6 protein-coding genes are annotated in these 26,369 nt (G+C 73.6%); 4 read left to right on the top strand and 2 right to left on the bottom strand.

The features are described 5' to 3' along the window. Positions 1 to 89 precede the first annotated feature (89 nt). Complete coding sequence (locus KZJ41_RS15100) at positions 90 to 422, top strand: hypothetical protein (RefSeq protein WP_006931067.1); 333 nt, start codon at positions 90 to 92, stop codon at positions 420 to 422. Between the two features lie 28 nt (positions 423 to 450). On the opposite strand, the gene KZJ41_RS15105 is transcribed toward KZJ41_RS15100, so the two are convergent. Continuing rightward, a complete protein-coding gene (locus KZJ41_RS15105; protein ID WP_006931068.1) occupies positions 451 to 1,059 on the bottom strand; it encodes a hypothetical protein in 609 nt (202 codons plus the stop codon). A gap of 442 nt (positions 1,060 to 1,501) precedes the next feature. Here KZJ41_RS15105 and KZJ41_RS15110 point away from each other — a divergent pair, with 442 nt between their 5' ends. After that, complete coding sequence (locus KZJ41_RS15110; RefSeq protein ID WP_251549271.1) at positions 1,502 to 23,548, top strand: non-ribosomal peptide synthetase; 22,047 nt, start codon at positions 1,502 to 1,504, stop codon at positions 23,546 to 23,548. Positions 23,549 to 23,771: 223 nt separating this feature from the next. Here the strand turns inward: KZJ41_RS15110 and KZJ41_RS15115 are convergent, their stop codons facing one another. After that, entirely contained in the window at positions 23,772 to 24,125 is a 354-nt protein-coding gene (locus KZJ41_RS15115; protein ID WP_006936832.1) for a VOC family protein, read from the bottom strand. Positions 24,126 to 24,340: 215 nt separating this feature from the next. Here KZJ41_RS15115 and KZJ41_RS28515 point away from each other — a divergent pair, with 215 nt between their 5' ends. Together KZJ41_RS28515 and soxR are read left to right on the top strand one after the other, a co-directional pair. Beyond that, positions 24,341 to 24,709: an HNH endonuclease gene (locus KZJ41_RS28515; protein ID WP_044475987.1), complete on the top strand. Its 369-nt coding sequence runs from the start codon at positions 24,341 to 24,343 to the stop codon at positions 24,707 to 24,709. A gap of 1,148 nt (positions 24,710 to 25,857) precedes the next feature. After that, positions 25,858 to 26,310 carry a redox-sensitive transcriptional activator SoxR gene (soxR, locus tag KZJ41_RS15125; protein WP_006936821.1) on the top strand — a complete coding sequence of 151 codons (453 nt, stop codon included), beginning with the start codon at positions 25,858 to 25,860 and terminating at the stop codon, positions 26,308 to 26,310. Positions 26,311 to 26,369: the final 59 nt, after the last annotated feature.

The raw sequence follows: 26,369 nt of genomic DNA on the forward strand, positions 1-26,369 counted from the left end.
TTCCCGACCGCCCCGGGGCCGTGGGCGCGGGTCATTCTACCGGGCTGCCCCGGCCGCTCCGGCGCCGCGGGCCGGTAGGGTGTGCGGCCATGACCGGACGTACCCGTAAACCGGAGAACTGCCTCTGGTGCGGCCGGCCGGTCGCCGACGCCCCGCTCGGGCGCCGCCGCCGCTATTGCCGCCGCTCGTGCCGCCAGCGGGCCTACGAGCACCGCACCCTCGCCCGGGAGGCGGGCCTGCCGGAGGACGCGGTGGTCCTGACCGCCGACGAGGCGAGCGCGGTCGCCGACCGCGCCTTCGAGGTGCGGTGCGCGGCCGAGGACGTCGCGACCGCGGTGGGCGAGGGCGCAGGTCCGGAGGAGCTGGCGCCGCTGTGCGCCGACCTGGTGCGCCTGGCTCGCGCCGCCGAGCGGCTCCGCTGAACCGGGCTCCGCCGAGCCGGCGGCGGCCTCAGGCGAAGAACGCCCCCATCGTGTACACCACCTGGCAGAAGGTGCCGTCGACGTACTGCACGGAACCGAACAGTGCCGACAGCACCGGCCCGGTGCCGGTGTCGAGGGTCTTCGACAGCTGCGGCACCCCGCCGACGGTGTCGTCGAGGGTGGCCACGCCGCCGCGGAAGTTCTCCATGTTCAGCCATACGAACTTCAGGTCGGCCCGCGCCGGCAGGGTGGGGATCGTGGGGGAGACGAAGATCTTCAACTGCCCGATCTGCACGGGCGGCACCGCGTTGGGGCCGGGCTGGGCCCAGCCGGTGGTCATCGCGTACGGGGTGAAGCCGCCGCCGCAGCCGAGCCCGAACGTGGGGGCGGGCTGCATGAACGGCTGCGGCGTGTTGCGCGGCGGCGGCTCGAACAACGCCGGGGTGCGGGCCGCGTCGAGCAGGGACTCCACCGCCCGCAGCGCCTCGGGGGAATCCGCGGCGGCCGCCGCCCGCAGCGCATCCGGCGGCAATCCCGGGGGTGCCGGCTCCGCGACTGCGTGGGCGGGCACGGCCACGGCGACAGCCGCGGCTGCCGCGGCGGTGAGCGAACGAACGGTCCATCGACGCTGCTGCATCCAGAGCTCCTCGAGGATGGGGCGGGCACGGGCGACGGCGTGGTCGGCTCGACAATAGGGGGACCGGGGCCGCCGCGGGGCGTTTCCGGGGTCCGGTTCGAAAAGCGGTTACCGAAACTGTGATTCGAGCGCATCCGGTGACCGGATCGCGATCGAACGGTAACAAATCCTCGTCGATTCGCCGCGAGCGCCGCGACAGGTCCCCCCTCCGGTCTCGACTCGGGATCGATGCGGCCCGAGGGGTCGATTTTTCGGTCCGGTTTCGGGCCGAGACGTCGTCGCGGTGGTCTAGCTTGAGGGAGCGCTCCTGTCACACATTCGAGGGCGCGGACGATCGAAGGGGAAAGAGCTACAGCCACGTCGATCCGACCGAGGGGTTTTCCTGCACGGTGCCGGGGGGTGCCAGGACATCACTGGAATCACTTTCGTGAAGGGGAGTTCGTTGCAAGAGCGGCTGCACATTCCGCCCGGGGCCTTCCCGTTGTCCTCTGCCCAGCGCTCGATCTGGTTCGCACAACAGCTGGCACCCGAGGTGCCCGTCTGCATCGCCCAGTACGTCGACCTGCCCGGGGACCTCGATCTGGATCTGCTGCGCGAGGCCGCGCACGAGGCCGCCCGCGAGTTCCAGTCGCCGTACCTGCGGGTCGTCGAGGTCGACGGTGAGCCGTACCAGTACGTCGATCCCGACCTCGACCTCAGCGACATCCCGCTGCTGGACTTCTCCGATGCGCCCGATCCGATGGCCACGGCGCAGCAGTGGATGAACACCGATTACGCCACCCCGGTCGATCTGGCCGACGACTCGCTGGTGAACATGACGATCCTGCGGATCGGTGAGCGACGGCACCTGTGGTACAGCCGGATCCACCACGTCGCCCTCGACGGCTTCGGTGCCATGACGATGGTCAACCGGATCGCCGCGCTGTACTCGGCGGCCCACGAGGACCGCGTCCCCGAGCCACCCACCGCCGCCGACCTGCACGACCTCTACCAGTCGGATCTCGACTACCGCGGTTCGAACCGGTACGCGAGCGACCGGGACTACTGGATCGGGCGGGTCGCCGGGCTCGAGGACGGATCGACCCTGGCGCGGCGGGCGGTGCCGACCGCCGCGCGCAGCACCCTCGAGAGTGTCGCCCTGCCCGACGACCTGGTCGCCCGGTTGACCGACGCCGATGCCACGAGCGGATCCTCGGCCGCCGCGACGGTGGTCGCGGCGGCCGCGTGCTATCTCTCCCGGCTGACCGGCCGCGCCGACGTGATGCTCAATCTGCCGGTGTTCGCGCGCACCACCGCGGCGGCGAAACGCTCCGGCGGCATGCTCGTCAACACCGCACCGCTGCACATCCGTCTCGAGGACGACGACACCCGCGCCGACCTGGTGCAGCGGGCCCAGCTGGAACTGACCGGTGCGCTGCGCCACCAGCGGTTCAGCCTCGAGGACCTCCGCCGCGAGACCGGCACCGCCGGCCGGGCCCACAGCTACGGCGGACCGATGATCAACGTGATGCTCTTCCGGCAGGAGATCACCCTGGGCCCGGTCCGCGGCGAGTTCCACATCATGACCTCGGGTCCGGTCGACGACCTGCTGGTCAACATCTACCAGAGCGGCACCCCCGCGCGGACGTTCCTCGACTTCCGCGGCAACCCCAACCAGTACGAGCCGGACGAGCTGCGCGCACACCACGGCAGCTTCGTCGAACTGCTCGCCGAGTTCCTGCGGGCCGACCCGGACACGCCGGTCGCCCGCATCCATCGCGCGACCGCCGCCGTCGCCGAGCGCCTGCGGCGCGATGCCGACGTCGAGCGGTTCTGGCGTGCCGCCCTGGCCGGGGCGCCCGAGCACCTCGAGCTGCCTGCCGACCGCCGCCGCACCGGCCCGCGCGCCCCCACCGCCGCCCACCTCGAGGTGCCGGTCCCCGCCGCGCTCGGGGACCGGCACGTCGAGCTCGCCCGGCGTCACGGCGCCACCTCCACCGAACTACTGCACGCCGCCGTCGCGGTGCTCGTCGGCCGGCTCACCGCCGGCACCGACACTCTCGTCGGCGTCCCCGGCCCCGCCGGGGTGCTGCCGCTGCGGGTGCAGCTCGACGAGAGCGAGCCGTTCGCCGCGCTCCTCGGCCGGGTCACGGCGATACACGCCGCCGCGACCGCCCACGCCGACGTGCCGGCGGACCGGCTCGCCCGGACCTTCGACGGGCGGCACGTGCCGACCCTGCCGGTGCTGCTCGACAGCGGCGAGCCCGCCGAGGGCGGCGGGCTCGCACACGCCGAAGTCGCGGTGCACACCGCGACCGGCCCCGAGGGCACCCGCCTGAGGTGTACGTACGCCGCCGACCTTTTCGACGCCGATACGGCACGATCGTTCTGCGAACGTTTGCTGCGGATCCTCGACGCCGTCACCGCCGACCCGACGGCACCGATCGGGGACGTCGACATCGTCTTCCCCGACGAAGCCGCGGAGCTGAGCCCGGTCCGCGGACTGCCCGGCTCGTCCCCGCAGCTGTGGCCCGAGATCCTCGCCTCCGTGGCCGCGCACGTGCCCGACGCGACGGCCCTGGAATTCGAGGGCCGCACGATGACGTACGGGGAGCTCGACGCCTGGTCCAACCGGGTCGCCCGGGTGCTGATCGACGCCGGCGCCGGCCCGGAGACGTTCGTTGCCCTCGGCATCGCCCGGTCCCTCGAATCCGTGGCCGCGATCTGGGCGGTGGCCAAGTCCGGCGCCGCGTACATGCCGGTCGACCCCGCCTACCCGGCCGAGCGGATCGAGTACATGCTCGCCGACTCCGGAGCCGTCCTCGGCGTGACCACCACCGCCCACCGCGACGGCTTGCCCGCCGACGTGCCGTGGCTGGTGCTCGACGACGCGGAGTTCGTCGCGGCGCTGGACTCGGTCTCCGACGGGCCGCTGTCGGACCTCGACCGTCACGGCGCGCTGCATTTCGACCATCCCGCCTACCTGATCTACACCTCCGGGTCCACCGGCCGCCCGAAGGGCGTGGTGGTGCCGCACCGCGGGCTGGCGAACCTGTGCGCCGAACTGCACGGCCGGCACAGCCCCACCCCGCACTCGCGGGTCTCGCACTTCTCGTCGCCGAGCTTCGACGCCTCGGTGTACGAGTACATGACCGCGTTCGCGATCGGCGCCACCCTCGTCGTGGTGCCCCCGACGATCTACGGCGGCGAGGAACTGGCCCGCTTCTTCCGCGAGCAGCGCATCACCCACGCCTTCTCCACCCCCGCGGCGCTGGCCTCCGTCGATCCGGAGGGCGTCGCCGCCGAGTCGGTCACCGTCGCCGGCGACGCGTGCCCGCCCGAACTCGTCGCCCGCTGGTCCCGGGGCCGGCGGATGTTCAACGCGTACGGCCCGACCGAGTGCACGATCGTCGTCAACATCTGCGGTCCGCTCGCGCCGGCCCCCACGATCCCGATCGGCACCCCCGTGCGCGGCACGCACGAGGTCGTCCTGGACTCCCGGCTGCGGCCGGTGCCGATCGGCGTCGCCGGCGAGCTGTACATTGCCGGCCCGGGTATCACCCGCGGCTACCGCGGCAAGCCCGGGCTCAGCGCCGGCCGGTTCGTCGCCGACCCGTTCGGCGCGCCGGGGGAGCGGATGTACCGCACCGGCGACGTGGTGCGCTGGCGGCGCGACGGCGCCCTCGAATACCTCGGCCGGTCCGACTTCCAGGTCAAGGTCCGCGGCTTCCGCATCGAACTCGGCGAGATCGACGCGGTCCTGACCGCCCACGAGGACGTCGCGTTCGCGGTGACGATCGGGCACACCGCCCCGTCCGGCGACACCGTGCTGGTGTCCTACGTGCTGCCCGCGACCGGGCGCACCGCCGAACCCGCCACCCTCACCGCGCACCTGTCGCGGAGCCTGCCGGCGCACATGGTGCCCACGGCGATCGTCGTCCTCGACGAGATCCCGCTCACCCCGGTCGGCAAGCTCGACCGCCGCGCCCTGCCCGTGCCCGTGTTCGCGGCGGACGGCACCACCTACGTCGCGCCGTCCACCGACGCCGAGAGGACGGTGGCGCGGGTGTTCGCCGAGCTCCTCGGCGTCGACCGCGTCGGTCTCGACGACAGCTTCTTCGACCTCGGCGGAAACTCGCTGATCGCCACCCGTGTCGTTGCCCGCATCAACGCCGCCCTCGGCACCGACCTGGGGGTCCGGGCACTGTTCGAGGCCCCCACGGTGCGGACCCTCGCCGCCCTCACCGCCGACGTCGGCACGGGCACCCGGGTGCCGCTGGTCGCCGGGCCCCGTCCGGGGGTGCTGCCGGTCTCCGCGGCCCAGCAGCGGATGTGGTTCGTCAACCAGCTCGACACCGCCTCGCCGGCCTACAACATCCCGATGGCGATCCGGCTGCGCGGCCGGCTCGACCGGGACGCGCTCGTCACCGCCGTCACCGATGTGCTCGCCCGCCACGAGGCGCTGCGCACCGAGTTCCCGGCCACGGCCGACGGTCCCGTCCAGCGGATCCGCCCGGTCGAGCAGGTGCGCCTCGATCTCACCGCGACGACCGTCGCCGCCGAGGAGCTGCCGCAGCGTCTGGCCGCCGAGGTCACGGCCGGGTTCGACGTGGCGGTGCAGGTGCCGGTGCGGGCGCGGTTGTTCGCGCTCGGCGACGGGGAGCACGTGCTGGTGTTCGTGGTGCATCACATCGCGGCGGACGGGGCGTCGATGGCGCCGCTGGCCCGGGATCTGATGACCGCGTACGCCGCCCGCACCGGCGGCCGCGCCCCCGACTGGACGCCCCTGGAGGTGCAGTACGCCGACTACGCGCTGTGGCAGCGGCAGGTCCTCGGCGATCCGGCCGACCCGGATTCGCTCGCCGCCGCCCAGCTGCGGTACTGGCGCGAAACCCTTTCCGGCGCACCGGAAGTGCTGGCGTTGCCCACCGACCGGCCCCGCCCGCCGCAGCAGTCGTTCCGCGGCGCCACCGTCCGCTTCGAGGTCGGCGCCGAACTGTACCGGGCGGTCGGCGACCTGGCCCGCACGCACGGCGCCACCCCGTTCATCACGGTGCACGCGGCCCTGGCGGTGCTGCTGGCCCGGCTCTCGGGCAGCGACGACGTCACCGTCGGCACCCCGGTCTCCGGTCGCGGCGACCGCGCCCTCGACGATCTGGTCGGCATGTTCGTCAACACCGTCGTCCTGCGCACCCCCGTCACCGCACAGCACACCTTCGCCGAGCACCTGACCCACATCCGCGACCGCGACGTCGACGCCCTCGCCCACGCCGACCTGCCGTTCGACGCCCTCGTCGACGCCGTCACCGACCACCGATCCGAGGCCTACGCGCCCCTGTTCCAGGTGATGCTGGCCTTCCAGAACACCGAGTCCGCCCACTTGCGGCTGCCCGACCTGACCGTCGACGTCTCCGAAATCGACACCGGCACCACCAAATTCGACCTGCACCTGATGCTGGCCGAGGTCCCCGGCGACGACGGCGCCCCCGCCGCCCTCACCGGCGCCCTGTCCTACGCGACCGACCTGTTCGACGCCGGCACCGTCACCGCCCTCGCCGACCGCTTCGTGCGGCTGCTCACCGCCGTGACCACCACCCCGCACGTGCCCGTCGGCGACCTCGACCTGCTCGAGCCGGGCGAACGCGAGCTGATCCTGCGGCGCTGGAACGCCACCGACGCCCCCCGCGGCCCGCACACCCTCGCCGACCTGTTCGCCCGGCAGGCCGCCCGCACCCCCGACGCCGTCGCCGTCGTCTTCGGCGACGAGGCCCTGACCTACGCCGAGTTCGATGCCCGCACCAACCGGCTCGCCCGGCGGCTGATCGCCGAGGGCGTCGGCCCGGACCGCCTCGTCGGGCTCGCGATGCGCCGCTCGATCGAGCTGCTCGTCGGGATGTACGCGGTGATCAAGGCTGGTGGCGCCTACCTGCCGCTCGACCCCGACCACCCCGCCGACCGGCTCGAATACGTTCTGGGCAACGCCCGTCCGGTGTGCGTGCTCACCACCGCCGCCGACCGGACGGCGCTGCCCACCCCGGCCCCGATCCTCGAGGTCGATCGCCTCGACCGGACCGGCGCCTCCGACGCCCCCGTCGCCCCGGAGGAGCGCGCCGCCCCGCTGACGGGGGACCACCTCGCCTACGTGCTGTACACCTCCGGCTCCACCGGCCGGCCCAAGGGTGTCGCGGTCGCTCACGCCGCGATCGTCAACCGGTTGCGGTGGATGCAGCACGCCTACCCGCTCACCGCCGAGGACACCGTCCTGCAGAAGACACCGTTCACGTTCGACGTGTCGGTGTGGGAGTTCTTCTGGCCGCTGCAGACCGGGGCGCGCCTCGTCGTCGCCGCACCCGACGGGCACCGCGATCCCGCCTACCTCACCGCCGTCGTCGAGCAGCAGCACGTCACCGTGGCGCACTTCGTGCCGTCCATGCTCGCGGTGTTCGTCGCCGCCACCGACCCGGCCCGCTGCACGTCGCTGCGGTTGCTGTTCTGCAGCGGCGAGGCGCTGCCCCCGGCCACGGTCGCCGCCGCCCACGCCGCGTTCCCCACGGCGGACCTGCACAACCTGTACGGGCCCACCGAGGCCGCCGTCGACGTCACGTTCTGGGCCTGCACCGCCGACGACGTCGACGTCGTCCCGATCGGCGCCCCGGTGTGGAACACCCGCGTCCACGTCCTCGATGCGCGGCTGCACCCGGTTCCCGTCGGCGCCGTGGGGGAGCTGTACCTGTCCGGCATCCAGCTCGCCCGCGGCTATGTCGGGCGCGGCGACCTGACCGCCGACCGGTTCGTCGCCGATCCGTTCGGTCCGTCCGGCACCCGCATGTACCGCACCGGCGACCTCGTGTCCTGGCGCCGCGACGGCAATCTGATCTACCTGGGCCGCACCGATTTCCAAGTCAAGCTCCGGGGCCTGCGGATCGAGCTCGGTGAGATCGAGCAGGCGTTGCTCGCCGACCCGGCCGTCGCGCAGGCCGCGGTCGTGGTGCACCGGCACCCCGCCGGCGCCGCCGACGGCTCCGACGGGGTGCTCGTCGCGTACGTCGTGCCCGAACCCGGCCGGAACAGCGATACCGCGGCGAGCCGCGCATTCGATACCGCGGCCCTGCTCGGGGCCGCCGCGGCCCGGCTGCCCGGCTACATGGTGCCCGCCCACGTCGTCGTCCTCGATCGGTTCCCGCTCAACCCCAACGGCAAGCTCGACCGCAAGGCACTGCCCGCCCCGGACCTCATGGCCGTGCGGGCGGCGGAGCACGTCGCGCCGCGCACCCCGGTCGAGCAGGTCCTGGCCGAGGTCTTCGCCGGCCTGCTCGGGGTGGAGCGTCTCGGCGTGCACGACAGCTTCCTGGATCTGGGCGGCAACTCGCTGCTGGCCATGCGGCTGGCCGCGCGGATCGCCGCGGCGACCGGCACCGACGTGGGCGTGCGTGATCTGTTCGACGCGCCCACCGTCGCCGCCCTCGCCGAGCGGCTCCGCGACCGCGATGCCGCGGCGCGGCCCGCGCTGACCGCCGCCGCGACCCGGCCCCCCACGATCCCGCTGTCGCCGGCCCAGCAGCGCATGTGGTTCATCAACCAGTTCGACACGACCTCCCCGGCCTACAACATCGCCGTCGCGCTGCGTCTGACCGGGGAGCTGGACCTCGCGGCGCTGCGGGCCGCTGCCGCCGACGTCGCCGCGCGCCACGAGACGCTGCGCACCCGCTACCCGCTCACCGACGACGGCCCGATCCAGGTCGTGCTGCCGGTCGCGGTGGCGCAGCCCGACTTCACCGTCACCCGCGTCGAGACCGAGGACACGGTGCCCGCGCACATCGACCGGATCGTCGGCGCCGGGTTCGACGTCGCCACCGAGGTGCCGGTGCGGATCCGGCTGCTCACCCTCGCCGACACCGACCACGTGCTGGTCCTGGTCGTGCACCACATCGCCGCCGACGGGTTCTCGATGGGACCGCTGGGTCGGGATCTGATGACCGCGTACGCCGCCCGCGCCGGTGGTCACACCCCCGGCCGGTCGCCGCTGCCGGTGCAGTACGCCGACTACACGCTGTGGCAGCACACCGTGCTGGGCGACGAGTCCGATCCCGCCTCCACCGCCGCCCGGCAGCTCGCGTTCTGGCGCGACGCGCTGGCCGGGGCGCCGGAACTGCTCGAGCTGCCGTGGGACCGGCCCCGCCCGGTGCAGCAGTCCGGGCGCGGTGCCCGCGTGGCGTTCGAGATCGACGCCGACACCCACCGCGGCATGCTCGCGCTGGCCCGCGAGCACGACGCGTCGTTGTTCATGGTCGTGCATGCGGCGCTGGCGGTGCTGCTGGCCCGGCTGTCCACCAGCGACGACATCGTGGTCGGCACCCCCGTCGCCGGGCGCGGTGACCGCGCCCTCGACGATCTGGTCGGCATGTTCGTCAACACCGTGGTGCTGCGGGCCCGGGTGGACGAACGCGAACGGTTCGACTCGCTGTTGCGGCGGGTCCGTTCGGCGGACCTGGCGGCGTTCGGCCAGGCCGACGTCCCGTTCGAGCGGCTCGTCGAGGCCCTCGACCCGCCCCGGTCGACGTCCTACCCCCCGCTGTTCCAGGTGCTGCTCGAGTTCCAGGACATCGAGCGCCCCGAGATCGCGCTGCCGGGGGCGACGGCGCGGGTACTCGACCTCGATCCCGGCCTGTCCCCGTTCGACCTGCAGCTGTCGATCGCCGAGCGGCCCGGCGGCGGATCCGGCGTGCGGGCGGCGTTCACCTACGCCACCGACCTGTTCGACACGGACACGGTCGCCTCGTTCGCGGACCGGTTCGTGCGGATCCTCGACGCGGTCACCGCGGATGCGTCCGTGACGGTGGGGGACGTGGAGATCGTCACCCCGCGTGAGCTCGCCACCCTGGCCCCGGCGCGGGGCCGGCCCGCGGTTTCCCCGCAGCTGTGGCCCGAACTGCTGTCGTCGGTGGCGGCGATCGTGCCGGAGGCGGTCGCCCTGTCCTTCGAAGGCCGCACCGTCACCTACGGTGAGCTCGACGCCTGGTCCAACCGGCTCGCCCGCGTCCTCACGAGCCACGGGGTCGGACCGGAATCCTTTGTTGCCCTGGGAATTTCGCGTTCGATCGAGTCGGTCGCGGCGGTGTGGGCGGTGACCAAGTCCGGGGCGGCGTTCGTCCCCGTCGACCCCGGCTACCCGCCCGAGCGGATCGCCTACATGCTCGACGACTGCCGGGCCACCCTCGGCCTGACCACCACCGCCCACCGCGACGTGTGGCCCGCGGACGCGGTGTCGTGGCTGCTGCTCGACGACCCCGGCCTGCGCCGCCGCCTCGACGACGTCTCGCCCGCCCCGGTCACCGACGACGACCGCCGCACCCCGCTACGGTACGACCATCCGGCATACCTGATCTACACCTCCGGCTCGACCGGCCGCCCGAAGGGCGTCGTCGTCACCCACCGCGGCCTGACCAACCTCAACGCCGAAGTGCGCGAACACTTCTCGATCACCCATCGGGCCCGCGTCTCGCACCTGGCGTCGCCGAGCTTCGACGCGTCCCTCTTCGAGCTGACCAAGGCGTTCTGCGCCGGCGCCACCCTCGTCATCGTGCCGCCCAGCGTCTACGGCGGCGAGGAACTCGCCCGCATCCTGCGCGAGGAACGCATCACCCACGCGTTCGTCACCCCCACCGCCCTCGCGTCGCTCGATCCCGCGGGCCTCGACGAGCTGCGCGTGCTCGTCGTCGCCGGGGAGGCCTGCCCGCCGGAACTGGTCGACCGCTGGGCGCCGGGCCGCCACATGTACAACGGCTACGGCCCGTCCGAGGCCACCATCGAGACCAGCGTCAGCCCCGACATGCGCCCGGACACCACCGTCACCGTCGGTGGCCCCGCCATCGGCTTCCACGAGGTCGTCCTCGACGAACGGCTGCGGCCCGTCCCCATCGGGGTCGCCGGCGAGCTCTACATCGCCGGCGCCGGCCTGGCCCGCGGCTACCACCGCCGACCCGAGCTCACCGCGTCCCGGTTCGTCGCCGACCCGTTCGGGGCGCCGGGGGAGCGGATGTACCGCACCGGCGACGTGGTGCGCTGGCGCACCGACGGCACCGTGGAATACCTCGGCCGCTCCGACTTCCAGGTCAAGGTCCGCGGCTTCCGCATCGAACTCGGCGAGATCGACACCGCCCTCGCCGCTCACGACGACGTCGCCTTCGCGGTGACGATCGGGCACACCGCCCCGTCCGGCGACACCGCCCTGGTCGCCTACGTCCTGCCGGAGACCGGCCACCACGTCGATGCCGCCGCGCTGCGGGGGCACGTCGCCGGGCAGCTGCCGGCGCACATGGTGCCCGCCGCGATCGTCGTCCTCGACGAGATCCCGCTCACCCCGGTCGGCAAGCTCGACCGCCGCGCCCTGCCGGTACCCGACCTGTCGGCCACCGGCGAATACCGCGCCCCGGCCACCGACACCGAGGCCACCCTCGCCGACATCGTCGCCGAGGCCCTCGGCCACGAGAAGGTTTCCGTCGACGACAGCTTCTTCGACCTCGGCGGCAACTCGCTGATCGCCACCCGTGTCGTCGCCCGCATCAACGCCGCCCTCGGCACCGACGCCGGCGTGCGGGTGCTGTTCGAGGCCCCCACCGTGCGGACCCTCGCCGCCCGCATCCTCGACGACCACGCCGGTGGCACCCGCGTCCCCCTCACCGCGGGCCCGCGCCCCGACCGGATCCCGCTGTCCCCACCCCAGCAGCGGATGTGGTTCGTCAACCAGTTCGACACCGCCTCGGCCGCCTACAACATCCCGATGGCGATCCGGCTGACCGGCCGCCTCGACCGGGCGGCGCTCACCGCCGCCGTGCACGACCTGATCACCCGCCACGAAACCCTGCGCACCTGGTACCCGAACGAGAACACCGGCCCGGTGCAGCTGGTCACCGACCCCGCCCAGGCCACCCCCGACCTCGATCCGGTCCCGGTGTCCGCCGACGAGCTGCCGCAGCGTCTGGCCGCCGAGGTCACGGCCGGGTTCGACGTGGCGGTGCAGGTGCCGGTGCGGGCGCGGTTGTTCGCGCTCGGCGACGGGGAGCACGTGCTGGTGTTCGTGGTGCATCACATCGCGGCGGACGGGGCGTCGATGGCGCCGCTGGCCCGGGATCTGATGACCGCGTACGCCGCCCGCACCCGGGGACAGGAGCCGGCGTGGGCGCCGCTGCCGGTGCAGTACGCCGACTACGCGCTGTGGCAGCGGCAGGTCCTCGGCGATCCGGCCGACCCGGATTCGCTCGCCGCCCGGCAGCTCGAGTTCTGGCGCACCGCCCTGGCCGACCTGCCCGAGATCCTGTCCCTGCCCACCGACCGGCCCCGCCCGCCGCACCAGTCGTTCCGCGGCGCCACCGTCCGCTTCGACGTCGAGCCCGAGCTGCACCGCCGGCTCGCCGACCTCGCAGCCGCCCACGGCGCCACCGTGTTCATGGCCGTGCACGCCGCCCTCGCGGTGCTGCTGGCCCGGCTCTCCGGCAGCGACGACATCGCCGTGGGCACCCCCATCGCCGGCCGCGGGCACCGTGCCCTCGACGATCTGGTCGGCATGTTCGTCAACACCCTGGTGCTGCGCACCCCCGTCGCCCCCGGCCTGCCGTTCGCCGATCACCTCGAACGCACCCGCGAGGTCGACCTCGCCGCCTTCGGGCACGCCGACCTGCCCTTCGAGAGGCTCGTCGACGCCCTCGCCCCCACCCGCGCCACCGACCACGCCCCGCTCGTGCAGGTGGTCCTCGAATTCCAGAACAACGAACGCGCCCACCTCGCCCTGCCCGACCTGACCGTCGACGCCCTCGACGCCGACGCCCCCGTCGCCAAGTTCGACCTGCAGCTGACCATGGGGGAGAACCCGGCCGCCGGCACCGACCCCGCCGGCATGACCGGGGCCTTCACCTACGCCACCGACCTGTTCGACGCCGACACCGTCACCGCGTTCGCCGACCGGTTCCTGCGGGTCCTCACCGCCGTCACCGCCGACCCCGCCCGACCCGTCGGCGATCTCGACCTGCTCGACCCCGCCGAACGGCCCGCCGCCGCGCGACGCCCCGACCCCGACCGGCACGCCGAGACCCTCCCCGCCCTCTTCGCGCGGTCCGTCGCCGCAGCACCCGACACCGTCGCGATCACCGCCCCCACCGACCCGGCCACCCCGGCGCTGACCTACCGCGAACTCGCCGCGCGGGCCCGTCGCCTCGCCCGCGCCCTGATCACGCACGGCGCCGGACCCGACCGGCTCGTCGCCGTCGCCGTGCCCCGCTCGACCGACCTGATCGTCACGCTGCTCGCCGTCCTCGAGACCGGCGCCGGATACCTGCCCGTCGACGTGTCCTACCCGCCGGAACGGCTCGCGTTCCTCTTCGCCGACGCCCGGCCGGTCTGCATCGTCACCACCGGCGCCGACGCCGCCACCCTGCCCGCGGGGGACGCCCCGGTGCTGCTGCTCGACACCCAGGACACCGCCGCCCGGCTCGCGGAACTGCCCGACGGCCCGCTCACCGACGCCGACCGGCTCGGTGTGCTGCACCCCGACCACACCGCCTACGTCATCTACACCTCCGGCTCGACCGGCCGCCCCAAGGGCGTCGTCGTCCCGCACCGCAACGTCGTCACCCTCCTCGCCGAAACCCACGACAGGTTCGGATTCGACGAGCACGACGTGTGGACCATGTTCCACTCGTACGCCTTCGACTTCTCGGTGTGGGAACTGTGGGGCGCACTCGCCTACGGCGGCCGCCTCGTCGTCGTCGACCACCACACCGCCCGCTCCCCGGAGGCATTCCTCGACCTGCTGCGCCGCGAGCACGTCACCGTGCTCAACCAGACACCCACCGCGTTCTACCAGCTGATCGAGGCCGACCGCGCCGCCGGCGAGCACACCCTGTCGCTGCGCTACGTCGTCTTCGGCGGCGAAGCCCTCGACCTCGCCCAGCTCGAACGCTGGTACCGCCGCCACCCGGACACCGCGCCGGTGCTGGTGAACATGTACGGCATCACCGAGACCACCGTGCACGTGACCTTGCAGCCGCTGGACCGGCAGTTCGCCGCGACCGCCTCGGCCAGCGTCATCGGCGACGCCATTCCCGGCCTGACGGTGCACGTCCTCGACCGGCGGCTGCACCCGGTGCCGGCCGGCGTGATCGGCGAGATGTACGTCTCCGGCGGGCAGGCCGCCCGCGGCTATCTCGGCCGCCCCGCCCTGACCGCCGCGCGCTTCGTCGCCGACCCGTTCGGCGGGCCCGGCGCCCGCCTGTACCGCACCGGCGACCTCGCCCGCCGGCGCCGCGACGGCCGGCTCGAATACGTCGGCCGCAGCGACTTCCAGGTGCAGCTGCACGGTTTCCGCATCGAGCTGGGGGAGGTGGAGGCGGCGCTGCTGCGCTGCCCCGGCGTCGCCCGCGCCGTCGTGGTGCTCCACCGCGACGACCGCGCCGCCGACCGCCTCGTCGGGTACGTGGTTCCGGAGACCGCCGCGACCGTGGATGTGGCCGCCACGCTGAACCGGGTCGCCGGTGACCTCGCCGCCTACATGGTCCCGGCCACTCTCGTCGTCCTCGACACCCTGCCGGTCACGGCCACCGGCAAGCTCGACCGCAAGGCCCTGCCCGACCCCGACTTCGGGGCGCTGGCCACCGAGACCCGTGCCCCCGCCGGCCACCTCGAAAAGCAGCTCGTCGAGCTGTTCGCGCAGGTCCTCGGCCTCGAGACGGTCGGAGTGGACGACTCGTTCTTCGCGCTCGGCGGCGACAGCATCATGTCCATCCAGCTGGTCTCGCGCGCCCGGGCCGCCGGGATCGAGCTGACCCCTCGGGATGTGTTCGAACGCAAGACCCCCGCCGCGCTCGCCGCCGTCGCCACCCTCGGCGACGGCCCGGCCGTCCTCGCCGAACTGCCCGGCCGCGGCGTCGGCCCCGTGCCCCTGACCCCGATCGTGCGGTGGATGCTCGAACGCGGCGGCAGCATCGACCGCTACTCCCAGGCCGCGCTGCTGCGGCTGCCCGCCGGCCTGGACCGCGTCACCCTCGCGGCCACGCTGCAGACGGTGCTGGACCGGCACGACATGCTCCGCGCCCGCCTCGTCCCCGACGTGGACGACCCCGCCGGGGTCGGCCTGCAGGTCCGCGGTCCCGGCGCGGTCACCGCCGACACGCTCATCCACCGCGTCCCCGTCACCACCGCCGCCGACACCGACGACTTCTTCGCCCTCGCCGCCGCCGAACTCGACGCCGCCGCCGACCGGCTCGACACCGCCGCCGGAATCCTGCTGCAGGCGGTGTGGTTCGACGCCGCCGCCGGCTCCGGGCGTCTGCTGCTGGTCGTACACCACCTCGCCGTCGACGGCGTGTCCTGGCGCATCCTCGTTCCCGACCTCGCGGCCGCGTGGGCCGCCGCCCTCCACGGCACCGCGGTCGAGGAGCCCCCCGCCGGCACCTCCGTGCGGCGCTGGGCGCACGCCCTCGTCGAGGCCGCGCACCGGTCCGACCGCGTCGCCGAACTCGACCGCTGGACCGCGAGCCTCGACGGTGACGACCCGCTGCTCGGGGACCGTCCCCTCGACCCGGTCGTCGACACCAACGCCACGGTCCGCACCGTCTCCACCGACCTGCCCGCCGACGTCACCGCCGCGCTGCTGACCGCGGTGCCCGGCGCCTTCCACGGCACCGTCAACGACGGCCTGCTCACCGCCCTGGCACTGGCGGTCACCGCCTGGCGCCGCGACCACGGCACCGACGTGGACGACGTGCTGGTCGGCCTCGAGGGACACGGCCGGGAGACCGCCGTCGCCCCGGGCGCGGACCTGTCCCACACCGTCGGCTGGTTCACCACCATCCATCCGGTCCGGCTCGACCTGAGCGGTGTCGACCTGCCGGACGCGCTGCGCGGCGGCGACGCCGCCGGTGCCGCGATCAAGGCCGTGAAGGAACAGCTCGCCGCCGTCCCCGACCACGGCCTCGGGTTCGGCCTGCTGCGCTACCTCAACGCCGGCACCGCCGTCCGGCTGCGGACCCGCCCCGCCCCGCAGATCAGCTTCAACTACCTCGGCCGCCTCACCCCGGCCCTCACCGAAGCGGACACCCCGTGGCTGCCGGTGGACGCCTTCGACCGTGGCGGCGCCCAGAGCCCGGACATGCCGGCCGCCGCCGCCGTCGACATCAACGCCGTCACCGTGTCCACCCCCGACGGGCCGGTGCTGCGCGCCACCTTCTCCTACCCGCAGCACCTGCTCGCCGACGCCGACGTCGTCGCCCTCACCGACCGGTGGGCGGCCGCGGCCGCCGCCCTGGCCCGGCATGCCCGCGACCCGCACGCCGGCGGCCTGACCCCGTCCGACGTGCCCCTCGTCGCCCTCGACCAGCCCACCCTCGACCGCCTCGAACGCCACTACCGGGCGGCCGGGCACGACACCGGCCTGGCCACCGTGTGGCCCGTCGCCCCGCTGCAGGCGGGGTTGCTGTTCCACGCCCTGCTTTCCGCGCAGTCCGCCGACGCCTACGTCGTGCAACTCGTCCTCGACCTGCACGGCACCGTCGACCCGGACCGGCTGCGCCGCGCCGCGCAGGTGCTGCTCGACCGGCACCCCAACCTGCGGGCCGCGTTCGCCGACGACGGCTCCGGCGGCTTCGTCCAGGTCGTCCCCGCCCGCGTCGAACTGCCCTGGACGGTGCTGGACCTGACCGGCCTCGACGATCCGGACCGTCAGGCGGCGCGCCTGCTCGACGAGGACCGCCGCACCCGATTCGACACCGCCGTCGCCCCGCTGCTGCGCGCCACCCTCGTCCGGGTCGCCGCCGACCGGTACCGGCTGGCCCTGACCAATCACCACATCCTGCTCGACGGCTGGTCCACGCCGCTGCTGGTCAAGGACCTGCTGCTGCTGTACGCCACCGACGGCGACACCGCCGCCCTCGACCGGCCCCGCAGCTACGGCGACTATCTGCAGTGGCTGGCCGGGCAGGACCCCGACACCGCCGCGGACGCCTGGGCCCACACCCTCGCCGGTCTCGACGAGCCCACCCTGCTCGCCCCCGCGCACCGCCCCGGCCGCACCGCCGCGGTCTCGCAGGACCTCGACCTGGACCTGCCGTCCGGTCTCGCCGCGCGCCTCGACGCCGTCGCCACCGACCGCGGCGTGACCGTCAACACCGTGGTGCAGACCGCGTGGGCGCTCGTGCTCGGCGCGCTGACCGGCCGCCACGACGTCGTCTTCGGCGCCACCGTCTCCGGCCGACCCCCACAGGTCGCCGGCATCGAGTCGATGGTCGGGCTGTTCATCAACACCGTCCCCGTCCGGGTCACCGTGCGGCCCGCCGAGACCCTCGGCGCCCTGCTCGACCGGGTGCAGGCCGAGCAGGCGGCCATGCTCGACCACCACCACATCGGTCTGAGCGCCATCGAACGCCGCGTCGGCGCCGCCGCCGGCTTCGACACCCTCACCGTGTTCGAGTCCTACCCGGTGGACCGGGCCGGGCTGACCGAGGACACCGACATCGCCGGGATGCGGGTGGCCGGCATCAGCGGCCACGACGCCGCGCACTACCCGCTGAGCATCGTCGCGCACCCGGCCGGCACCGGCGACACCGCGACCCTGCACCTGCGGCTGAAGTACCTGCCCGAGGTGTTCGACCGCCCGGCCGTCGAGACCGTCGCCCGCCGCATCGAGCGGGCCCTGACCACCCTGGCCACCGATCTCGACGCCCCGGCCGCGGCCGTCGACGTGCTCCTCGACGACGAACGCGCCGTCCTCGCCCCGGTCCGCGGTCCCGCCGGCGGCACCACCCGCACCCTGCCGGAGCTGTTCACCGCGACCGCCGCCGCCCATCCGGACGCCGTCGCGATCGTCGACGGCGCCGCCCGGTGGACCTACCGCCGGCTCGACGAATGGTCCACCCGCGCCGCCCGCGTCCTGCTCGACCTCGGCGTGGGTCCGGAAACCTTCGTGGCCCTGGGGATTTCGCGATCGTTGCACTCGGTGGCCGCGATGTGGGCGGTCACCAAGACCGGCGCCGCGTTCGTGCCCGTCGACCCGAACTATCCCACCGACCGCATCGCCTTCATGCTCGCCGACAGCGGCGCCACCCTCGGCGTGACCACCGCCGCGCACCGCGACACGCTGCCGGACACCGCCCGCTGGCTCACCGTCGACACCGACGCCTTCGCCGCCCGGCTCGCCGACGCCTCGACCGACCCGATCGGCGACGCCGACCGCCGCAGCCCGCTGCGCCTGGACCACCCCGCCTACCTCATCTACACCTCCGGCTCCACCGGCCGCCCGAAGGGCGTGGTGACCACCCACCGCAGCCTCGAGAACTTCGCCCTCGACCAGCGCAGCCGGTTCGGCGCCGGCCCCGGCGCGACCGTCATGCACTTCTCCTCGCCGAGCTTCGACGCCTCGATCTTCGAATACCTGCTCGCGTTCGGTTCCGGTGCCACCCTGGCGGTCGTACCGCCCACCGTGTACGGCGGCGACGAACTCGCCCGCGTCCTACGCGCGCACGGCGTCACCCACGGCTTCATCACCCCCGCCGCCCTGGCCTCCCTGCCCCCCGACAACCTCGACGCCTTCGCCGAGCTCGCCGTCGGCGGCGAGGCATGGCCGTCGGAACTGCGCGACACCTGGGCGCCCGGCCGGCGCCTGGTCAACGCCTACGGCCCCACCGAAACCACGATCATGGCCGCCATCAGCGCCCCGATGACCGTCGCCGGCCCCATCACACTCGGCGGCCCGCTGCGCGGCGTCCGCGCCCTCGTCCTCGACGCCGCCCTGCGCCCCGTGCCCGCCGGTGTCGCGGGCGAGCTGTACCTCGGCGGCCTCGGCCTGGCCCGCGGCTACCACGCCCGCCCCGACCTGACGGCCGGCCGGTTCGTCGCGGATCCGTTCGGGGCGCCGGGGGAGCGGCTGTACCGCACCGGCGACGTGGTGCGCTGGACCGACGCCCTCGAACTCGAATACGTGGGCCGCTCCGACTTCCAGGTCAAGGTCCGCGGCTTCCGCATCGAACTCGGCGAGATCGACGCCGCGATGTGCAGCCACCCGGGCGTCGCATTCGCCGCGACCCTCGGCCACACCGCCCCGTCGGGGGAGACCGTGCTCGTCGCCTACGTCCTGCCCACCCCCGGACACGACATCGACGCCGACGCCCTGCGCGCGCACGTCGGCGACCGGCTGCCGGCGCACATGGTGCCCACCGCGGTCGTCGTCCTCGACGAGATCCCCCTCACCCCGGTCGGCAAGCTCGACCGCCGCGCCCTGCCCGCACCGGACCTGTCCGGCGGCAGCGGCGACTACGTCCCACCCGCCGACGCACTCGAAACCGCCGTCGCCGGGGTGTTCGCCGACGTCCTCGGCGTCGACCGGGTCTCGGTCACCGACAGCTTCTTCGACATCGGCGGCAACTCCCTCGTCGCGACCCGCGCCGCCTCCCGCCTCGGCGCCGCCCTCGGGGTCGACCTCGGGGTGCGGGCCCTGTTCGAGGCCCCCACCGTCCGCGCCCTCGCCGCCCGCCTCGCCGAAACCCCGGGCGCCGAACCCGCCATCGGCACCGGACCGGCCCGGCGCCCGCGTCCCGACCGCATCCCGCTGTCCCCGGCCCAGCAGCGCATGTGGTTCGTCAACCAGTTCGACACCAGCTCCCCGGCCTACAACATCCCGCTCGCGATCCGGCTGACCGGCCATCTGTCCGTCGCCGCGCTCGACACCGCCGTCCGCGACGTCCTGGCCCGGCACGAGAGCCTGCGTACCGTCTACCCGGCCGGCCCCACCGGGCCCGTGCAGCGGATCCTCGACGCCGACGACGTCGGCCTCACCGTCGACGTCGTGCCCGCCACCGAGGACACCGTCGTCGCCGCCGCCGGAGAGTTCGCCGCCACCGGATTCGACGTCACCGTCGACGTGCCGCTACGGGCGCGGGTGTACACCCTCGGCCGCGACGACCATCTCGCCGTCCTCGTCGTGCACCACATCGCCGCCGACGGCTTCTCCACCGCCCCCCTGGCCCGCGACCTGATGACCGCCTACCAAGCCCGCACCCGCGGCGACGCCCCCGCCTGGGCGCCGCTCGAGGTGCAGTACGCCGACTACACCCTCTGGCAGCTCGGCCGTCTCGGCGACGCCGACACCCCCGGCTCCCTCGCCGCCACCCAGCTCGACTACTGGCGCACCACCCTCGCCGACCTGCCCGAGGTCCTCACCCTCCCCGCCGACCGGCCGCGGCCCGCGCAACGGTCCTTCCGCGGCGACGTCGTCCGCTTCCCGATCGACGCCGCCCTGCACGACCGCCTGACCCGCCTCGCCCACGCCCACGGCGCCACCGTGTTCATGGCCGTGCACGCCGCCCTCGCGGTGCTGCTGGCCCGGCTCTCCGGCAGCGACGACATCGCCGTGGGCACCCCCATCGCCGGCCGCGGGCACCGTGCCCTCGACGACGTCGTCGGCATGTTCGTCAACACCCTCGTGCTGCGCACCCGCGTCCCCGGGCAGATCACCTACACCGACCTGCTCACCGACGTCACCACCACCGACCTCGACGCCTTCGCCCACGCCGACGTCCCCTTCGAACAGGTCGTCGACGCCGTCGACCCCGCCCGCTCCACCGCCCACGCGCCGCTGTTCCAGGTCTCCCTCGAATTCCAGAACACCGAACGCCCCCGCCTGGAACTGCCGCACCTGACCGTCACCGGCCTGCCCCTGGATCCGAAGGTGGCCAACTTCGACCTCGAACTGTTGCTCGGCGAGAACCACGACGACACCGGCGCCCCCACCGGCTTCGACGCCGCCCTCGTCTACGCCACCGACCTGTTCGACGCCGACACCGTCGCCGCCGTCGCCGACCGGTTCGTCCGCCTCCTCGACGCCGTCACCGGCGCCCCCGACACCCCCGTCGGCGACCTCGACCTCGTCACCGCCGACGAGACCCGCGCCCTGGTCCCCGCGCACGGCCCGCACACCCTCGGCACCCGGCTGTGGCCACAGATCCTCGCCGACGCCGTCGCCGTCGATCCCGACGCCCTCGCCGTCGTCGACGGGCCCCGCCGCGCCACCTACCGCGATCTCGACGCCCACTCGAGCCGCCTCGCCCGGATGCTCGTCGACTACGGCGTCGGCCCCGAGACCGTCGTCGCCCTCGGCCTGCCCCGCAGCCTCGACTCCGTGACCGCGCTGTGGGCCGTGACCAAGACCGGCGCCGCCTTCGTGCCCGTCGACCCGAGCTACCCCCGGGACCGCATCGAATACATGCTCGCCGACAGCGGCGCCGCCCTCGGCCTCACCGTCACCGCCCACCGCGACGGGCTGCCCGCCACCGTGCCGTGGTTCGCCCTCGACTCCGCCACCACCGTCGCCGAACTCGCGCCGTACCCGCCCGAACCCCCGACCGACACCGACCGCACCGCGCCCCTCGAACCCGACCATCCCGCCTACCTGATCTACACCTCCGGTTCGACCGGCCGGCCCAAGGGCGTCGTGCTCACCCACCGCGGCCTGTCCGACCTCGCCGTCGAGGAACACCTCCACCTCGACGTCCGGCCCGGCAGCCGCGTCTCGCACCTGGCCTCACCGAGCTTCGACGCCTCGGTGTTCGAACAGATGATGGCCCTCTCGGCCGGCGCCACCCTCGTGATCGTGCCCCCGACCGTGTACGGCGGCGACGAACTCGCCGACGTCCTGCACACCGAACAGGTCACCCACGCGTTCATCACGCCCACCGCGCTGGCCTCCCTCGACCCGGACGCCGTCGACAGCCTGGAGGTGCTCCTCGTCGCCGGCGAGGCGTGCCCACCCGAACTCGTCGCCCGCTGGGCCCCCGGCCGCCGCATGGTCGACGCCTACGGCCCCACCGAGGCGACCATCATGACCTCCATCAGCGACCCCCTGACCCCGGGCGAACCCGTCACCATCGGCCGGCCGACCCGCGCCTTCCACGCCGTCGTCCTCGACACCCGGCTGCGCCCCGTGCCCGTCGGCGTCGCCGGCGAACTGTATGTCGCCGGGCCGGGCCTCGCGCGCGGCTACCACGCCCGACCCGACCTGACCGCCGCGCGCTTCGTCGCCGACCCGTTCGGGGTGCCGGGGGAGCGGATGTACCGCACCGGCGACGTCGTGCGCTGGACCAAGGAGCACGACCTCGAGTACGTCGGCCGCTCCGACTTCCAGGTCAAGGTCCGCGGCTTCCGCATCGAACTCGCCGAGATCGACGCCGCACTCACCGGACACCGGGACGTGGCGTTCGCCCACACCATCGGCCACACCGCCCCGTCGGGGGAGACCGTCCTCGTCTCCTACGTGCTGCCCGCCCCCGGCACCGCCCCCGGCCCCGCCGACATCAGAGAGCATGTGTCGCAACACCTTCCGGCGCACATGGTGCCCACGGCCGTGATCGTGCTCGACAGGATCCCGCTCACGCCCGCCGGCAAACTGGACCGGCGCGCCCTGCCGGAGCCGGACTTCTCGGCGCTCGGCGGCGCCTACCGCGCCCCGGCCACGGACCTCGAGCGCACCGTGGTGGGGGTGTTCGTCGAGCATCTCGGCCTCGACCGGGTCTCGGTCGACGACAACTTCTTCGACCTCGGCGGCACCTCGCTGCTCGCCACCCGGATGCTGCCGGCGCTCGGCGAACGTCTCGGCCGTCCGGTCCCGCTGCAGTCGATCTTCGTCCATCCGACCCCCGCCGGCCTCGCCGCCCACCTCGGCGGCCCGCAGGAACGCACCGGCATCGACGAGGCCCTGCAGGTGCTCGTGCCGCTACGTGAAGGCACCGGCGCACCGCTGTTCTGCCTCCACCCGGCCGCCGGCCTGTCGTGGGCGTACGCGCCGCTCGCACAACGCATCGGCGGCGACCGGCCGGTCTACGGGCTGCAGCTGCCCACACTCAGCGGCGGCCCCGCCCCGGAGTCCGTCACCGCGCTGGCCCAGCGGTACGTCGAGGAGATCCGGCGCATCCAGCCCCACGGCCCCTACCACCTGCTCGGCTGGTCGCTCGGCGGCGTCGTCGCCCACGCGGTCGCCGTGGACCTGCGCCGGGCGGGGGAGCGCGTGGACACCCTGGCCCTGCTCGACAGCCACCTCAGCGTCCGGGGCGCCGGGTCGGTCGGGGTCCGCGACATGCTCCGCGACCTCGGCGTGCCGGTCGACGCCGAGCAGGACCCGACCTACGACCAGGCGTCGGCGCTCCTCGACGCCGCGCTCGGCGGCGGCACCGGCCTGACCGCCGCGCACCTCGAGCGGATCCACCGCGGCTCGGCCGCCGCGTTGCGGGCCGCCCGCCGGCACACGCCCGCCACCTTCGACGGGGACGTGCTGTTCTTCACCGCCACCCGGTCCGCGGCACCGGCGCCGGCGGTCGCGGCCTGGCACAACGTGGTGTCGGGGGAGATCCACCAGTACCGGATCGACTGCGACCACCACGAGATGGTGGCCCCGCACGCGGTCGAGGCGATCGTGCGGGTCCTGTCGGCGCGGCTGGCGGACACCGCGATCACCGGCGCGGGCCCGCGGGGCTGAGACCACCGCCCGGCACATCGGGGCGGACCGGATCGACCTCCCGGTCCATAACGTCAGAAGGCGACCGCGCTTGCGCGGCCGCCACGTCCCGGCGATCTCGCCCTCGATGAGCACTGCGCGCGGCCCTGACGAGCTGCCGCCGGCCCCTCCGGTCATATATCCGATCCGGCGCGTCGACCCAGAACAGGTCGGCACGCGGCGGGGACGTGGGGTCTGCGACCGATCACCGCCCGAGCGGGCTGTAGAAGACCAACCCGTTGCCCTTGTTGTCGTACACCACGGCGCGGCGCTCGTGCGCGTCGTCGTACGGGCCCTTCACGATGCCGCCGCCGGCTTCTTCGATGGCCTTCGCGGCGGCGTCCACGTCGGCGGTCTTGATGCCGACGACCACCTGGCCGTGGATCGGATGGTCGATTGCGGTCGCGAGTGCGAGGGTGACCCCGCCACCGTCGAGGGCCGCGAAATGAGCGCCGTCGCGGAACTTCAACGCCATGCCCAGGGTCTCGCTGTAGAACTTGATCGACTCGTCGAGATCGTCGGTCGACAGCACGATCATCTTCACTTCATGGCCGCTCACGAAAGTCCTCCTTCGGCGAATGTCCGGAAAGCCTAACGGGATCGACACCAGGGCAGCGAGAGTCGATCGTCCCTTCGAGCGCCGCCGGTCGACCCCTCCCAGTCCGATTTTTGTCACAGTGACGTATTAGGGTCGATGAATTTTGTGCGGCGCGAGGGGAGGGGAGGCGGTTCGAGGCCGGCGGTGTCGGCAGCGCCGCTGGTTACCATCGACGAGTGGACCGTGCCGCCAGACTCGTGCTCGCTGTCGACCGTCAGGGCGGCCGATGCCTGTGGTGCGGCAGACGGTTCGGGCCCCTGGTACCACCGACCACCGAACACCTCGTGCCGCGAGTCAAAGGCGGTCCCAGCATCGCCGCCAACGAGGCTGCCGCGTGCCCGCGGTGCAACGCGGATCGCGGACACATGGGCCCGATCGACTGGCTCGCACAGTGCCGACACCGACACGGATGGACCCCTCAGGCGAGTCTGCTGGCAACGCTGCTGACCGAGTTGAACCTCGAATTCGACAGCGCGGGTGGACATCGCCGCGCCAAGCGCTACCTGTCCGGCCAGCTGCGGCGTTGCCGACCCGGCGACCGCTGAGGGACGCTGACCGGGATTCACCCCAGCAATCGTCACTGTGACGAATTCCTTCGCGAGAGGCCCGCAGGGGGGCGAGGGCACGCCACGCCGGAGCACGTGGTCGATTGCTGATCCCGGGGTGGCATCCGGCCGCTCGGCGGCAGGCACGTCCGGGCTCTGGGCGGCGCGGTTCGGCAGCGAGCCCGCGATACAAAGTGCCCGACGTTGCGCCGCGACGCCGAAAGCCGAGCAGATGAACGTCGTCACGACGGGCAGGCTCGCGACATCCTCGACACCCGACCGGATCCCGCGTCGGCGAAAAGGCTGGTCACGGCCGGTACCCTTATTGCCGATAATCCACATTATGTCAACTAACGGATCGGAGAACTCCCCAGCCGGGATCGAATACAGTGCCGAGGTGGTCGACGCCCCGCGTCGCGACGGCGGAGGTGATCGAGCCGACGGCGGATTGGATCCGCTCCGGCAGCGACGCCCGCCGCCTCGGCAACGCCGGGAACGGCGGGAACGGCGGGCCGCCCCATGGAACGGCCGGTGCGCTGCTGCGACGTTCTTCGGCGCGACGGCCGATCGCCACATACGGGATCACGACGTCTCGCAGACGATCCGACCTGCCGTGAAGATATACCGCACGGACCCGTCCCGACGCCCCTGCGGCGCGCGACGTTCGGCATGGACGAGGCCTCCTCCCCGATGCCCGAGCACCCCGACGGCCGGGAATGTCCCGCGCCGCCGGCGACCGGCCGGCATGCCCGGCCCCACGGCGCACCGCGTCGATCCTCTCGTCGGGGTCGGCGCCGCACTCCTCGCCATTTATAATAACGATTATGATGGATAATCACCGTTATCCATCATGCGCGGCAGAGGTCGCGGCGGGTACGCTCCCCGGATGCCGGCGGAACGCCGCCGTGTGGGCAATCCCGGGGTCGCCGTCCTCCCTTGCGCCCCGGGCGCGACGAACCGGCCCGCCGTGCGGGCGAGCGCCGGGAAGGCAACCCTCGCGCTCGTCCCCGGGCGGCGATACGTCTCGCCCACCCCCTCCCGTCCCGGACCTCTCCCCGCACGGCACCCCCTTCCGCGTCGACGTAGATTCGGGTTCGACAGGTATGGTCGGTTCCGCCGGGCCGGCCCGGGGTACGGGAGGGACGTCGATGCGGCCGAGCGTGTGGTTGACCCCGGGCGAGCTGTCCGCCCGCTCCGGGGTGGCGGTGTCCGCGCTGCACTACTACGAGGCCCGCGGCCTGATCGACAGCAGGCGCACCTCCGGGAACCGGCGCACCTACCGGCGCGACACGCTGCGTCGCCTGGCGTTCATCCGGGTCGCCCAGGGCGTCGGAGTCTCCCTCGACGAGATCCGGGAGGCGCTCGATTCGTTGCCGGACAGCCGGGTGCCCACCGCCGCGGACTGGGCCCGGCTGTCGCGGCAGTGGCACGACCGGCTCACCGAGCGGATCGAGGCGCTCACCGCCCTGCGGGACAGTTTCACCGACTGCATCGGTTGCGGCTGCCTGAGCCTGGCCTCGTGTCCGCTGGCCAACCCCGGCGACGTGCTGGGAGCGCAGGGGCCGGGACCGCACCGGCTCGGCAGGTCCGTGCCCCGATAGGAGTCCGGCACCCGCGCCCCGCCTCGGGTCTCCACTCCCCTTTCCTGTTGTCACACCGT

Source organism: Rhodococcus sp. 11-3, from assembly GCF_023704055.1.
In the GTDB taxonomy this organism is placed as follows: domain Bacteria; phylum Actinomycetota; class Actinomycetes; order Mycobacteriales; family Mycobacteriaceae; genus Rhodococcus; species Rhodococcus aetherivorans.